Origin of the sequence: Bradyrhizobium sp. MOS003, assembly GCF_003020125.1 — a bacterium.
In the GTDB taxonomy this organism is placed as follows: Bacteria; Pseudomonadota; Alphaproteobacteria; order Rhizobiales; family Xanthobacteraceae; genus Bradyrhizobium.
On record NZ_PYFW01000003.1, the window covers coordinates 217,314 to 230,732 of the forward strand.

The 13,419-nt window shown below is 64.8% G+C and carries 12 protein-coding genes; 3 read left to right on the top strand and 9 right to left on the bottom strand.

Annotation, left to right across the window (positions count from 1 at the left end; translation table 11 throughout):
- Positions 1–5 precede the first annotated feature (5 nt).
- The 9 genes from C7G42_RS15950 to C7G42_RS15990 all read right to left on the bottom strand — a co-directional run bounded on the left by C7G42_RS15950 (position 6) and on the right by C7G42_RS15990 (position 10,379).
- A complete protein-coding gene (locus tag C7G42_RS15950) occupies positions 6–1,124 on the bottom strand; it encodes an ABC transporter ATP-binding protein (protein WP_199580936.1) in 1,119 nt (372 codons plus the stop codon).
- Positions 1,124–2,113 carry an ABC transporter ATP-binding protein gene (locus C7G42_RS15955; protein WP_106949923.1) on the bottom strand — a complete coding sequence of 330 codons (990 nt, stop codon included), beginning with the start codon at positions 2,111–2,113 and terminating at the stop codon, positions 1,124–1,126. The genes C7G42_RS15950 and C7G42_RS15955 overlap by 1 nt, the downstream gene beginning before the upstream one ends.
- On the bottom strand, positions 2,110–2,820 hold the full coding sequence (locus C7G42_RS15960; protein WP_106949924.1) for a DUF1028 domain-containing protein: 711 nt from the start codon (positions 2,818–2,820) through the stop codon (positions 2,110–2,112). The genes C7G42_RS15955 and C7G42_RS15960 overlap by 4 nt, the downstream gene beginning before the upstream one ends.
- A gap of 10 nt (positions 2,821–2,830) precedes the next feature.
- Positions 2,831–4,636, bottom strand: coding sequence for a gamma-glutamyltransferase family protein (locus C7G42_RS15965; RefSeq protein WP_106949925.1), 1,806 nt, complete (start codon positions 4,634–4,636; stop codon positions 2,831–2,833).
- An 81-nt stretch (positions 4,637–4,717) separates the two neighbouring features.
- Complete coding sequence (locus C7G42_RS15970) at positions 4,718–5,707, bottom strand: ABC transporter ATP-binding protein (RefSeq protein ID WP_106949926.1); 990 nt, start codon at positions 5,705–5,707, stop codon at positions 4,718–4,720.
- Positions 5,704–6,690, bottom strand: a complete 987-nt coding sequence (locus C7G42_RS15975) for an ABC transporter ATP-binding protein (RefSeq protein ID WP_106949927.1) — start codon at positions 6,688–6,690, stop codon at positions 5,704–5,706. The genes C7G42_RS15970 and C7G42_RS15975 overlap by 4 nt, the downstream gene beginning before the upstream one ends.
- Positions 6,691–6,718: 28 nt before the next feature.
- On the bottom strand, positions 6,719–7,690 hold the full coding sequence (locus tag C7G42_RS15980) for an ABC transporter permease (RefSeq protein WP_106949928.1): 972 nt from the start codon (positions 7,688–7,690) through the stop codon (positions 6,719–6,721).
- Between the two features lie 9 nt (positions 7,691–7,699).
- The gene (locus tag C7G42_RS15985) at positions 7,700–8,680 is read right to left on the bottom strand and encodes an ABC transporter permease (protein WP_094975346.1); all 981 of its coding nucleotides are present in this window, start codon (positions 8,678–8,680) and stop codon (positions 7,700–7,702) included.
- A 103-nt stretch (positions 8,681–8,783) separates the two neighbouring features.
- Positions 8,784–10,379 (bottom strand): ABC transporter substrate-binding protein, encoded by a 1,596-nt coding sequence (locus C7G42_RS15990; protein ID WP_106949929.1) that lies wholly within the window; start codon positions 10,377–10,379, stop codon positions 8,784–8,786.
- A gap of 378 nt (positions 10,380–10,757) precedes the next feature.
- Between C7G42_RS15990 and C7G42_RS15995 the strand changes: the two genes are divergently transcribed.
- The 3 genes from C7G42_RS15995 to C7G42_RS16005 are packed head-to-tail and all read left to right on the top strand — an operon-like array spanning position 10,758 to position 13,411.
- Entirely contained in the window at positions 10,758–11,015 is a 258-nt protein-coding gene (locus C7G42_RS15995; RefSeq protein ID WP_094975344.1) for a DUF6489 family protein, read from the top strand.
- Positions 11,015–11,815, top strand: a complete 801-nt coding sequence (locus C7G42_RS16000; RefSeq protein WP_106949930.1) for an alpha/beta hydrolase family protein — start codon at positions 11,015–11,017, stop codon at positions 11,813–11,815. Before C7G42_RS15995 ends, C7G42_RS16000 begins: the two co-directional genes overlap by 1 nt.
- A gap of 45 nt (positions 11,816–11,860) precedes the next feature.
- A complete protein-coding gene (locus C7G42_RS16005) occupies positions 11,861–13,411 on the top strand; it encodes a WS/DGAT/MGAT family O-acyltransferase (RefSeq protein WP_106949931.1) in 1,551 nt (516 codons plus the stop codon).
- The last annotated feature ends 8 nt before the right edge of the window (positions 13,412–13,419 follow it).

Sequence of the window (13,419 nt, forward strand, 5' to 3'; positions counted from 1 at the left end):
CGCTCTCAACCTCGGTTTTGCGAATATGCAGGGTCCGTTCCCAATGAATGAACCCCGCTGCCGCGGACTGCTTCCGGGCCGCCGCTGAAGGCGGCGACCAATTTTTCAAGGACCGGCGAAAAGCCGCCATCGGACGGGACGATCGCCGCGGAGGACGGCAGTTCCGACGTTCGGTGACAGGCCGTTGCATGTCCGATGCCATCCGGCACCAGCTGCGGCATTTCAGTGCGGCAGCGCTCGACGACGTAGGGGCAGCGGGTGTGGAAGCGGCATCCCGGCGGTGGATTGAGCGCGCTGGGGATCTCTCCCTGCAGCACAATCCGGCTGCGCTTTGCCTGCGGTTTAGGCACGGGGATCGCCGACAAAAGCGCCCGGCTATAGGGATGGCTTGGTGCTGAGAACAGCGCATCAGCCTCTGCGGTCTCGACGATCTGGCCGAGATTCATCACCGCGACGTGGTCGGCGATGTGCTTGACCACGGCGAGGTCATGCGAGACGAAAATGTAGGCGAGGCCCAGCCGGTCCTGCAGCTCGCGCAGCAAATTGAGGATCTGCGAGCGGATCGAGACGTCGAGCGCCGAGACCGGCTCGTCGCAGACGATCAGCTTCGGCTCGACCGCAAGTGCGCGGGCGATGGCGATGCGCTGGCGCTGGCCGCCGGAGAATTCGTGCGGATATCGCCGTGCCAGCCGTGGCTCGAGGCCCACCAGGCGCAGGAGCTCGGCGACCCGCTCGCGCCGCTGCGCTACCGGCACGAGGCCGTGCAATGCGAGCGGCTCCGTCAGGATCTGGCCGACCGTCATGCGCGGATTGAGCGAGGCGTAGGGGTCCTGGAAGATGATCTGGGCTTCACGGCGGAAGGCGCGCAGCGCGCTCGCGTCGAGCGAGAGCAGATTGCGGCCTTCGAAACGGATTGTGCCTGCATCCGGCTCGATCAGCCGCAGCACCAGGCGGCTGACGGTGGATTTACCGCAACCGGATTCGCCGACGAGGGCAAGCGTCTTGCCGGCTTCCAGCGAGAACGAAACGCCATCGACCGCCTTGACATGCGCCAGCGCTCGGCCGAACAGCGAACGCTCGGCGACGAAATGCTTGACCAGGCCGTTGACCTCGAGCAGCGCCATCACGACACCAGACGTTCGAGCGGCGCGCGGATGCAGCGCGAGAGGTGGTTTTGGCTGACTTCGATCAATGGCGGCGGCGTCTTGGTGCAGGCGTCCAGCACGAACGGGCAGCGTGCGGCGAAGCGGCAGCCGTCGGGCGGCTGCGCCATGTTCGGCACCATGCCCTCGATCGTTGCGAGCTGTTCGGCGCGATGGTCGAGCCGCGGGATCGAGCCGAGCAAGCCGACCGTGTAAGGATGCTGCGGCGCCGAGAACAACTCATCCACCGGCGCGCGCTCGACGATCTCGCCGGCATACATCACCGCGACCTCGTCGCAGACCTCGGCGACGACGCCGAGATCGTGGGTGATCAGGATGATGGCGGCGCCGCTTGCCGCCTTCAGCTCGCGCATCAGCTCCAGGATCTGGGCTTGCAGGGTGACGTCGAGCGCGGTCGTCGGCTCATCGGCGATCAGCAGGCGCGGATCGCAGGCCAGCGCCATCGCGATCATCACGCGCTGGCGCATCCCGCCGGAGAGCTTGTGCGGATATTCGTCGATGCGTCGCTCGGGCGAGGGGATGTGGACGCGCCGCAACAGTTCGACGGCGCGCTCGCGCGCGCTCTTCCGCGAGCCGCCGCGGTGGCGCAAGATGGTCTCGATGATCTGGTCGCCGATGGTGAAGCTCGGGTTGAGCGAGGTCATCGGCTCCTGGAAGATCATCGCGAGCCGGTTGCCGCGGAGGTCGCGCAGCATCTGGTCCGGTGTCTTTAGCAGGTCGAAACCGTCGAAGCGGATCGCGCCGGAAATCTCCGCGCTCTGCTTCGGCAGAAGGCCCATGATGGCCAGCGAGGTCACGCTCTTGCCGCAGCCGGATTCGCCGACGAGGCCGAGCGTCGCGCCATTGGCGACACTGAGATCGACGCCGTCGACGGCATGGGTGATCCGGCCGTCGTCGCCGTGAAAGCGGATACGCAGATCCGTGATCTCGATGAGAGGGCTCACGATCATGCCTGCCTTGCCCGTGCCGCGGCGATGGTCGCGTCGATGACGCTGCGATCGGTGTTGCCGGATGGATTTTGTCGCGTCGGCATGGAGGGGCGGAAGTGCACCCAGAGCTCCTGGCTGACTTGCTCGAGCCGTTCGAGTTCGCCGAGCGGATCGGGATGGTCGTCGGCGCGGATATCCAGCGCCGGCCATTCCTCCTCGCCGTGGATCAGGAGCGCCGCGGACTGCTTGCCGCGCTTGTCGCCGCCGGCGGCTTCGCCCGCGCGCATCGCTGCGAGCAGACGGCGCGGGAACGGCAGGCTGTCATTGGCGATATAGGTCCTCGCGGTCTCGTCGAGGACGTCGGCGCCAGCGAGCATGTTGCCGGCGATCGAAAAGCCGCTGCCTGCGACGTGCCCGCACCAGTCGACGCAGTCGCGCCCGGTATGTGCGGCGATCTCGCCGCTCGCATCCATGATGTGGACCTGCCGGCTCTCGCGGCCATCGTCGGTGGCGAGCAGTGCGGCGAGAACGTCATGCACATTCAGGCCTTCCCGCAGCAGCTTGACGCCGTCGATGCCGTAATAGGGATTGACGAAGGCCTGGGTCGCGATGGCGCCGACGCCGGCCGCGATGTACGGTACGCGTGCGCCGACGGCGAAGAAGCGGGTCGCGACCGCGATGCCGAACTGGCCGGTGTCAGGGTCTCGCGCGATGATCGACCAGGTCATGTTCTACCCATCAGCGTCCGGCGGCGTAGCCCTGCATACCGCGCGGATTGGCGGCGGCGCGACGCCGCACGCCGACGCGCGAGGCAGCGGTGAGGCGTCCTTCGGACCAGTCCGGTCCGACCTCGACGATGTGTCCGCGCTCGCGAAGATTCTCGATCGTCGCCTTCGGCACGCGGTTCTCCACCACGAGCACGCCGGGGCGCGCTGTCCGGGGCCAGAACGAGATCGGGAAATGTTCGGAGTGCCAGGCCGGCGCGTCGATGGATTCCTGAAGATTGAGATTGCAATGGACGTGGCGCAGGAAGAACTGCGTGATCCACTGATCCTGCTGGTCGCCGCCGGGCGAGCCCCAGGCGAGATAAGGCTCGCCGTCGCGCAGCGCCATGGTCGGCGACAGCGTGGTGCGTGGCCGCTTGCCCGGTGCGAGCGAACCGGGTTGGTTCTCCTCCAAATCGAACATTTGGGCGCGGCTACCAAGGCAGAATCCCAGTTCCGGAATGACAGGCGAGGATTGCAGCCAGCCTCCTGAAGGCGTCGAGGACACCATGTTGCCGGCTTTGTCGATGATATCGAAATGCACGGTGTCGCCGCGCACCTCGCCGAAGCGCCCCACGGTCGGCTCACCGGCGCCTAGCGCGCCAACGGCCTCGCGTTGGCCTTCGGCGCGGCGCAGCTTGACGACGCCGCCAAAGCCTTCGATCGCGCCGGGCCGCAGATCGAGCGAAGCCTTCTCGGTCACCAGCTTGCGGCGCTCGTCGTTGTAGGCGTCCGATAGCAGCGTCGCGATCGGGATCTCGCTGAATTTGGGATCACCGTAGAATTTCTCACGGTCGGCAAAGGCGAGCTTGGCGCATTCGATCTGGAGGTGGATGAACTCGGGCCCGGTCGGGTCGAGCCCGTCGAGCGCAAAGCCCTTCAGCAGCGCGAGCTGCTGCAGCGTGACGGGGCCCTGGCTCCAGACCCCGGCCTTGCAGACCGTGTAGCGGCCGTAATCGTAGGTGAGCGGCGTCTCGACCGTCGGTTGCCAGCGCGCCATGTCGTCGGCGGAAAGCACGCCGCGATGCGGCGAGCCGCTGACGTCCATGACCTCTTGCGTCCGGCAGAACTTGTCGATGGCTTCCGCGACAAAACCTTGCGACCAGGCTTTGCGCGCGCGCTCGATCTCGGCGTCGCGGCCACCGCCGCCGCTCTCGGCCCCGCTGAGAATGCGCGCGTAGGTCGCAGCCAGTGTCTTGTTGGTGAAGAGCGTGCCGGGCTTCGGCACTTCGCCATTCGGAAGATAGACCGCGGCTGAGGTCGGCCAATGCTTGCGGAACAATTGTTCGACGGTCTGGATCGTGGCGCAGGCGCGCTCGACCAGCGGGTAGCCGTCGCGTGCGTATGAGATCGCGGGCTCCAGCACGTCGCGCACGCGCATCGTGCCGTAATCGCGCAGCAGCATCATCCAGGATTCAAATGTGCCGGGGACGCAGGCCGCGAGCAGGCCGGTGCCCGGCACCATGTCGAGACCTTCGCTCTTGTAATGCGCGATGGTGGCGCGCGCCGGTGCCGGGCCCTGGCCGCAGATCACTTCGGTGCGGCCGCGCTTGACGTCGTGGACGATCACAGGCACGTCGCCGCCGGGGCCGTTGAGATGCGGTTCGACCACCTGGAGCGTGAAGGCGGCGGCAACGCCGGCGTCGAAAGCGTTGCCACCCTTTTCGAGGATGGCCATGCCGACGGCGGTCGCGATCCAGTGCGTGGTGGCGACGACACCGAACGTGCCCTCGATCTCGGGGCGCGTCGTGAAGGGATCGGGATTGACGTTGCTGGCCATGGTTACCTCATTTGCGGTGCGCGCAATTGATCACAGGCCGTGCTGGGATGCCAAATGCACAGGCCGCATGGCACGCGTGCGTCACGCCGGGACCGGCGCGGTGTTCACCGCGTGACAGGCGACGCCGTCGATCAGTTCCGGGACTTCCTTACGGCAGAGATCGAACGCCAGCGGGCAGCGCGGATTGAAGGCGCAGCCGGGGGGCGGATTGATCGGGTTCGGGATCTCGCCCTTCACCGGAATGCGTTGGCGGCCGCTCATGGCGAGGTCAGGCACGGCGCCCAATAACATCTTGGTGTAGGGCATGCGCGGACGGGCGAACAATTCCTTGCTTTCCGCGATCTCGACGATACGGCCGAGATACATGACGCCCACGCGGCTCGCCATGTGGCGGACCACGGCGAGGTTGTGGCTGATGAACATGTAGGTCAGGCCGAACTTGTCCTGGAGGTCGCGCATCAGATTCAGGATCTGCGCCTGCACGGAGACGTCGAGCGCTGAGGTCGGCTCGTCGCAGACGATGAACTCGGCATCCGATGCAAGCGCCCGAGCAATCGCGATGCGCTGGCGCTGGCCGCCGGAGAATTCGTGCGGAAACTTCAGCCGGTCATCGGGATGCAGGCCGACCAGGCTGAGCAACTCTCCGACGCGGGCCTGGATGTCTCGCTCGCCCTGGATCAGGTCGAAGGCGCGGATCGGCTCGGAGATGATGGCATCCACCCGAAAGCGCGGGTTCAGGCTCGCATAGGGATCCTGGAAGATCATCTGGATGCGTCGGCGCAGCTTCCGCCGCGCAGGCGCCTGCCGCGGATCTGTCATCGAGACGCCGTCGATCAGGACGTCGCCGGCGCTTGGCGGCAGCAGGCCGACGACCATCCGCGCCACGGTGGTCTTGCCCGAACCGGATTCGCCGACCAGCGCAAACGTCTCGCCCTTCCTGATGTCGAAGGTGACGTGATCGACCGCCTTGAGATATTCGAGATGTCCGCCTTCGAGCATGCGGTTGAGCCAGGGTTTTGAAACGTCGAACACCCGGCGCAGATTTGTGGCCTGGACGAAGGGAGCGCTCATGCCGCGCTCTCCGCCGGCACGTCGTCATACAGGTGGCAGGCGACCGATTGCGTGCCGCGCGGAAGCGGCTCGGGCCGATCGACTCGGCAGCGGTCGAAGGCACGTTCGCAGCGCGGATTGAACGAGCAGCCGCGCGGGATCGCCGATAGGCGCGGCATCGAGCCGGGAATCTGCATGAGGCGCTTGTCGTCGCCGGCAAGCGTCGGGATCGCGCCCATCAAGCCCTTGGCATAGGGATGCAGCGGATTCTTCACGACATCCTGGACCGGACCGATCTCGGCGACACGGCCGGCATACATCACGGCGACGCGGTCGGAGGTCTCCGCGATCACGCCCATGTCGTGCGTCACCAGCATCACGGCGGTGCCGTGGTCGCGTCCGAGCCGCTTGATCAGCGAGATGATCTGCGCCTGCACGGAGACGTCGAGCGCGGTGGTCGGCTCGTCTGCGATGATTAGCTCCGGCTCGGCGCAGATGGCGAGCGCAATCACAACGCGCTGGCGCATGCCGCCGGAGAATTCGTGCGGATAGCCGTCGATGCGCTTTTCCGGCGCGGGAATGCCGACCTCGGCGAGCAGGTCGATGGCGCGGCGGCGGGCAGCCGTCTCGGACAGGTTCAGGTGAGTTCTGATCGTCTCGACGATCTGGTCGCCGACCCGGTAGAGTGGATTGAGCGAGGTGAGGGGGTCCTGGAAGATCATGCCGATCCGTTTTCCACGGATGCGGCGCATCTCCTCGGGCGGCAGATTGTCGATGCGCAGCCCGGCGAGATGAATCTCGCCGCCGGCGATGCGGCCGGGCGGGTCGATCAGGCCGATCACGGCAAGGCCGGTGACGGACTTGCCGGCGCCGGATTCGCCGACCACCCCCAGCACCTCGCCCTTGGCGATATCGAAGGAGACGCCGTCAATGGCGCGCAACGTGCCGCGGCGGGAGGCGAACTCCACCTGAAGGTTGCGGACGGACAGGATGGGCTCGGTCATGAGTGAGGCGCTCTTGTCGAAATTCTGCTCATCGGAGCTTTGGGTTGAGCGCGTCGCGCAGCCAGTCGCCGAGCAGGTTGATCGACAGGATCAGCCCCGCCAGCGCGATGCCGGGGAAAGCGACGATCCACCATTCGCCTGCAAACAGATAATTGTTGCCGATGCGGATCAGCGTGCCGAGCGAGGGCATGGTGTCGGGCAGGCCGACGCCGAGGAACGAGAGCGTCGCCTCGGTGATGATCGCCAGCGCGAGGTTGATGGTGGCGATGACCAGGATCGGGCCCATCGTGTTCGGCAGCACGTGCCGCAGCATGATCTTCGACGCAGGCAGGCCGATCAGCTGCGCGGCGGCCACATAGTCCTTGTTCTTCTCGACCATCACGGAGCCGCGCACCGTCCTTGCATACCCGACCCAGAAACTGAGGCCGATCGAGATCACCAGCACCACCAGCATGCTGGTGGCATCCAGGCGGTTGCCGAGGATCGATTTCGCGATGCCGTTGACCAGCAGCGCGATCAGAATGGCGGGAAAGGTCAGTTGCACGTCGGCGATCCGCATGATTACGCCATCGATCGCGCCACCGAAATAGCCGGCGATCAGGCCGAGCACGATCCCAAGCGCGCCGGCGAAGATCACGCCGGCCACGCCGACCGCGAGCGAGATGCGCATGCCGTAGAGAATGGCTGAGAACACGTCGCGGCCCTGCTCGTCGGTGCCGAGCAGGAACGGGCTTTGGCCGTCGGCGGTCCAGAGCGGTGAGATGCGCGAGTTCATCAACTGGAGCTGCGCCGGATCGAACGGGTTCTGCACCGCAAGAACGGATGCAAAAATCGCGAGCAGAAAGAGCAGCACGGTGATGGCGGCCGCCACCATGGTCAGCTTGGAACGGCGGAACGAATAGAAAATGTCGCTGTCGAGGGCGCGGCTGAGCCAGCTGCGACCGGCATGCGCGGGCGGCGCGCTCTGCTTGTCGGAATTGGAGGCGACGGCGTCGGACATGCAAGAGCCTTATGTAGCGCGGCCGACGGTCGCGCGCAGGCGCGGATCGACCACAGTGTAGAGGATGTCGACCACCAGATTGATGGTGACGAAGATTAGCGAGACCATCAGCAGGTAGGCGGCCATGATCGGGATATCGACGTTCTGCACGGCCTGCACGAACAGGAGACCCATCCCCGGCCACTGGAACACGGTCTCGGTGATGATCGAAAATGCAATAACCGAGCCAAACTGGAGTCCGGCCACCGTAATCACGGGGATCAGCGTGTTCTTCAGCGCGTGGCCGAAATGGATGGCACGGGTGGTCAGTCCGCGGGCGCGGGCGAAGCGGATATAGTCGGTTCGCAGCACTTCAAGCATTTCCGCGCGGACCAGCCGCATGATCAGGGTCATCTGGAACAGGCCGAGGGTGATTGAGGGCATGATCAATGCCTTCAGCCCCGACAGCGTGAGCAGGCCTGTCGTCCACCAGCCGAGCTTGACCACCTCGCCGCGGCCGAACGAGGGCAACCAGCCCAATGTCACGGCGAACAGATAGATCAGCAGGATGCCAATCAGGAAGGTCGGCAGCGAGATGCCTACAAGCGAAACCGCCTGGAACAACTTGGCGAGCACGGTGTCGCGCCGCAGCGCCGAGTACACGCCCATCAGGATGCCGCAGACCATCGCAAATACGGTCGCGCAGATCGCAAGTTCCAGCGTTGCGGGCAGGCGCTCCATCAACAGTGCCGAGACCGGCTGGCGAAACTGATAGGAGACGCCGAACTTGAATTGCGCGGCATCGCCGAAATAGCGGATGAACTGCACCGGCACGGGATCGTCGAGGCCGAGCGATTTGCGCACGGCTTCGCGCTCGGCCGCAGGCGTATCCAGCGAGACGATCTGGTTGATGGGGTCGCCGGCGAAACGGAACATCGAGAACGCGATGATGCCGACGGCGAACATGACGCCGATCGCCTGCACGGCACGGCGAAGTGTGAAAGCGAGCATTCCTTCCACTTCCTTAGCGGAGCGTCCGGTCGACGTCGTTGCCGCCCGGAAAAGGCAAGGTCCCGGAAGCCTGATGCCGCCGGGACCCTGTGTTCAAACGACGTTAGTCCTTCTTCGTGGCCCAGTGGAACATTACGAGGTTGTCCGCACGCTGCGGCAGGTTCACCTTCTTGGAAACGCCCCAGGCCAGAGCCTGCTGGTGCAGTGGGATGTACGCCCAGTCCTTGATGCTGATCTCGTAGGCCTGCTTGATCAGCTGATTGCGCTTGGCGGTGTCGGTTTCGACCAGAACCTTGTCGGTGATCGCGTCGAAATCCTTGTTGCAGTAACCGCCGAGATTGGCCTCGCCGCGCGAGGATTTCGCATCGGTGCGGCAGCCCATGATGTCATAGAGCACGTTATGGGAGTCCATCGTGCTCGGCGTCCAGCCCAGCATGTAGAACGAGGTCTGGTAGCCGCCCTGTTTCAGCACCTTGGCGAAATACTGCGCCTTGGGCTGGGCCAGCAGATTGATCTTGACGCCAATGCGGGCAAGCATGCCGACCACGGCCTGGCAGATCGCGGCATCGTTGACGTAGCGATCGTTCGGACAGTCCATGGTGACCTCGAAGCCGTCGGGGTAACCGGCCTCGGCCAGGAGCTTCTTGGCGCCGTCAGGATCGAATTTCGGCCGCGTGAAGTCCTTTGAGAGCGCGAACAACTCCGGGGCGATCATCAGCGCCGACGGCGTCGACAGCCCGCGCATCACGCGCGTCTTGATCAGCTCGATGTCGATCCCCTTGTAGAAGGCTTCGCGGACGCGGGCGTCCTTGAACGGGTTCTTGCCCTTGAGGTTGGAATAGAGCAGTTCGTCGCGGGTCTGGTCGAAGCCGATAAAGATGGTGCGCAGCTCCGGCGCCTTCAGCACCTGCGCATTCGGGCTCGAATCGACGCGGGTGATATCCTGGATCGGTACCGGCTCGATGACGTCGACCTCGCCCGAGAGCAGCGCGGCGACGCGGGTAGCGTCGGAGGCGATCGGGGTGAAGATGATCTCCTTCAAATTGCCTTCCATCTTGCCCCAGTAATTGGGGTTGGCCTTGAACACGGTCTTCACGCCGGGTTGGTGGCTCTCGATGATGAAGGGACCCGTGCCGTTCTCGTGCAGCGCCGCGTAGCTCGGCGAGGTCGCGGACACGGGCGTCGGCTCGACGGCGTTGTTCGCCTCGGCCCACTTCTTGTCCATGATGTACCAGACGTCCCATGCCGAATGCAGGATGGGATTGGGCGAGGGCAGGATGAAGTCGACCGTGTAATCGTCGACCTTGACGACCTTGACGTCGGCCGCGAGGCGGGTCTGCATATTGGAATTCTTGTTGCGCACCCGGTCGGCGGAGAACACGACGTCGTCGGCGGTGAAGGGATCTCCATTGTGGAATTTGACGCCCTTGCGCAGATGGAAGCGCCAGCGGGTCGGCTCCGGCGTCTCCCAGCTTTCCGCCAGCGCCGGGATGATCTTGAGATCCTTGTCGCGCGCGGTCAGGCCCTGATAGACGTGACCGAGATGGGCGTGGGTGGTGGACTCGTTCAGCGAGTAGGGGTCAAGCGACTTCAGGTCACCCTGGTTGGCATAGCGCAGCGTCTGGCTCGACGCCGGCGAGACCGTCAACGCAAGCATACCGGCGAGCGTCGCCGCAAACAGACTTCGACTGACAGACATTCTTGACCCTCTCCACACCGCCATGCCGGTGATTTTTGATTGTTCGGCCGGCTGATCGATCCATGTTGCCCAGAGTTCTCGGCCCGCGCAAGCGCCATTCCAGCAAGGAACGCGCCAAGTTGCACCGCTGTGCAGCAATGCTGACCAGCAATTTGGGGGTGAAAGCTTCGTGGGAGAAATTCGACTTTCGACCTGTGAATTCGCCGGATCGGTCGGTGCGGTGACGCCTTCGTCGCGGGGGCTTCGCCAAGGGGTTTGATTGACCATACCCCTCGATTGTGGAAGCCGGCGCCCTGCCGTCCGCCTCAGGTCGCTTGCGTTGCACACCGTGTCGCGGCGATACTCCGCCAGGCCACTCGAATCTCATCTGGAGGGGACATGAAAGTTAATATCGAAATCGACTGCACCCCCCTCGAGGCCCGCCAGTTCTTCGGACTGCCCGACGTGATGCCGATGCAGACCGCCGTGATGGACAAGCTGCAGCAGCAGATGATGTCCAATATCGACAAGGTCTCGCCGGAATCGCTGATCCAGAGCTGGTTCACTTTCGATCCCAAGATCGCCGAGCGGTTTCAGGACATGTTCGTTACGATGGCGGGCCTTGGCGGCACGCGCAGCAGCGACAAGAAGAAATAATGTCGTCCGGGCCGGACGGGCGGGAGGCGCCGGGCGGACTTCGTCCGCCGGGCCTCGCCCTGTTGCTTGCAGAAGCGCGCGGCCTGTTCGAATTCAATGCGAGCCTGCTGCTGTCGCCGGTCCTGATGCGCGCGCCCAGGGGCGACGGTCATCCGGTGCTGGCGCTGCCGGGCTTTCTCGCCAGTGACCTCTCGATGGCGCCGATGCGGCGCTACCTCGGCGAACTCGGCTACGAGGCACATGCCTGGCGGATGGGCCGCAATCTCGGCGGTCTCGGCCGGATGCGGGAGTCGCTGCGCGCGCGTCTGGCCGAAATCCACGCTGCAAGCGGACACAAGGTCAGCCTGGTGGGATGGAGCCTGGGTGGCGTCTATGCCCGCGATCTCGCGCTCCAGGCGCCCGACATGGTCCGCTATGTCGTCACGCTCGGCAGTCCGTTTGCCAACGACGTGCGTGCGACCAACGCCACGCGGCTCTACGAGGCGCTGTCCGGCGAGCGGGTCGAGGATTTCGCCGAACTGCGCGAGGCGATCGCCGGCGATCTGCCGGTGCCGGCGACGTCGATCTATTCGCGGGCCGATGGTGTCGTGAACTGGCGGACCTGCTTGCTGCGTCCGTCAGACCGCGCCGAGAACATCGAAATTCACCTGGCGAGCCATCTCGGGCTCGGTGTTAACCCCGCGGCGCTGTGGGCCGTGGCCGACCGCCTGGCGCAACCGGAAGGGGAATTCTCGCCATTTGACCGGGCAGGGCCGTTTGCCATTGCATATGCCCCGCCGGAACAGGCAATATCGGCCTGACGAGAAGCGCCGGCAAGGCGCCCGTCAATTTTGCGGGAGGGAACCATGGCTGACGGTAAGAAGCTGTCGTCGCTGGACGCGTCGTTTCTCTATCTGGAAACGCCGGAGATGCCGATGCATGTCGGGAGCATGGCGATCTTTCGCCTGCCCGACGACTACAAGGGCGACTTCTTCGAAGACTTCAAGGCGATGATCGTCTCGCGCCTGCACATCGCGCCGATCCTCAAGGCACGCCTGGAGAAGGCGCCGCTCGACATCGATCATCCCTCCTGGGTCGAGGACGATCAATTCGACATCGACCGCCATATCTTCCGCGCCAGCCTGCCTCAGCCGCGCGACCGCGCCACGCTCGAACGCATCGTCGGCTGGATGCACGCCAAGCTGCTGAACCGCGCGCGCCCGCTCTGGGAATTCTACGTGTTCGAGGGCATGAAGGACAACGAGGTCGGGCTCTATTCCAAAATGCACCATGCGGCCATCGACGGAGGCGCCGGTGCGGCACTCACCAACATGATCTACGATATCTCGCCGATCCCGCGGAAGGTCGAGCCGCCGGCGGCAGGCACCAAGTCCGGACAGGAGCCGCGCGACATCGCCGCCAACCTGCTCGATTCCTATCAGCAGCTCTTCACCCAGCCGCTCGATGCTTCGGCGGCCGCCAAGAACCTGCAACTGCCGCGCACCGGCAAGAGCGACATCGGCTCGATCCTGTTCGACAACGCGATGTACCAGATCGAGAGCGCGGTGCGCTTCGCCGGCAACATTCCGACCGTGCTCAAGAGCGTGTCTGACGTACTCGGCAAGGTCGCCGATCCCAAATCGCGCGAGAGTCTCGCCAGCATGGTGTCGCCGCCGACCATGCTCAACAAGACCATCTCCTCTGAGCGGAGCTTCGCCGGTGTATCGATCCCGCTGTCGCGGGCGAAGGCTCTGGCCAAGCAGGCCGGCGGCAAGCTCAACGACGTCGTGCTGGCGCTAGCCTCCGGCGTGGTCCGGCGCTACCTCCAGCAATATGGCACGCTGCCCGCGAAATCGTTGACGGCGGCGGTTCCGATCTCGCTGCGCGAGGAGGGCAACACCGAGGCCAACAACCAGGTGTTCGGCATGATCTGCGCGATCGCGACCAACATCGACGATCCCAAGGCGCGGCTGGAGGCCATCATCGCGCAATCGACCAAGTCGAAGGAGATGTCGCATCCCCTGCGTGCGCTGATGCCCCAGGTCTCCAACATCTCGATGCTGGGCGCGCCGATGATGGTGCAGATCCTGGCGCTGCTCTACAGCCGCTCGAACCTGTCGGACGTGCTGCCACCGGCCGCCAACATCACCGTGTCCAACGTGCCGGGGCCGCGCCAGACGCTTTATGCGGCCGGCGCGGAGCTATTGCACATCTTCCCGGTGTCGATCTCGACGCACGGGCAGGCGCTCAACATCACCGTGCAGAGCTACCGCGATCAGCTCGATTTCGGCTTCATCGTGGGCGCCAACATCATTCCGCATGTGCAGGTGATGTGCGACATGCTGCCGGAAGAGTTTGCCGCGCTGGAGGCGGCCTACGCGCCGCCGGTGGCGGAAATCAAGGGCGCTGCCGAATAGGAATGTCT

Coding starts and splice junctions, on each gene's coding strand:
- C7G42_RS15970 (WP_106949926.1), bottom strand. CDS start 5,707: ATGAGCGCTCCCTTCGTCCAGGCCACAAATCTGCGCCGGGTGTTCGAC.
- C7G42_RS15980 (WP_106949928.1), bottom strand. CDS start 7,690: ATGTCCGACGCCGTCGCCTCCAATTCCGACAAGCAGAGCGCGCCGCCC.
- C7G42_RS15995 (WP_094975344.1), top strand. CDS start 10,758: ATGAAAGTTAATATCGAAATCGACTGCACCCCCCTCGAGGCCCGCCAG.
- C7G42_RS15955 (WP_106949923.1), bottom strand. CDS start 2,113: ATGATCGTGAGCCCTCTCATCGAGATCACGGATCTGCGTATCCGCTTT.
- C7G42_RS15960 (WP_106949924.1), bottom strand. CDS start 2,820: ATGACCTGGTCGATCATCGCGCGAGACCCTGACACCGGCCAGTTCGGC.
- C7G42_RS15975 (WP_106949927.1), bottom strand. CDS start 6,690: ATGACCGAGCCCATCCTGTCCGTCCGCAACCTTCAGGTGGAGTTCGCC.
- C7G42_RS15985 (WP_094975346.1), bottom strand. CDS start 8,680: ATGCTCGCTTTCACACTTCGCCGTGCCGTGCAGGCGATCGGCGTCATG.
- C7G42_RS15990 (WP_106949929.1), bottom strand. CDS start 10,379: ATGTCTGTCAGTCGAAGTCTGTTTGCGGCGACGCTCGCCGGTATGCTT.
- C7G42_RS16000 (WP_106949930.1), top strand. CDS start 11,015: ATGTCGTCCGGGCCGGACGGGCGGGAGGCGCCGGGCGGACTTCGTCCG.
- C7G42_RS15950 (WP_199580936.1), bottom strand. CDS start 1,124: ATGGCGCTGCTCGAGGTCAACGGCCTGGTCAAGCATTTCGTCGCCGAG.
- C7G42_RS16005 (WP_106949931.1), top strand. CDS start 11,861: ATGGCTGACGGTAAGAAGCTGTCGTCGCTGGACGCGTCGTTTCTCTAT.
- C7G42_RS15965 (WP_106949925.1), bottom strand. CDS start 4,636: ATGGCCAGCAACGTCAATCCCGATCCCTTCACGACGCGCCCCGAGATC.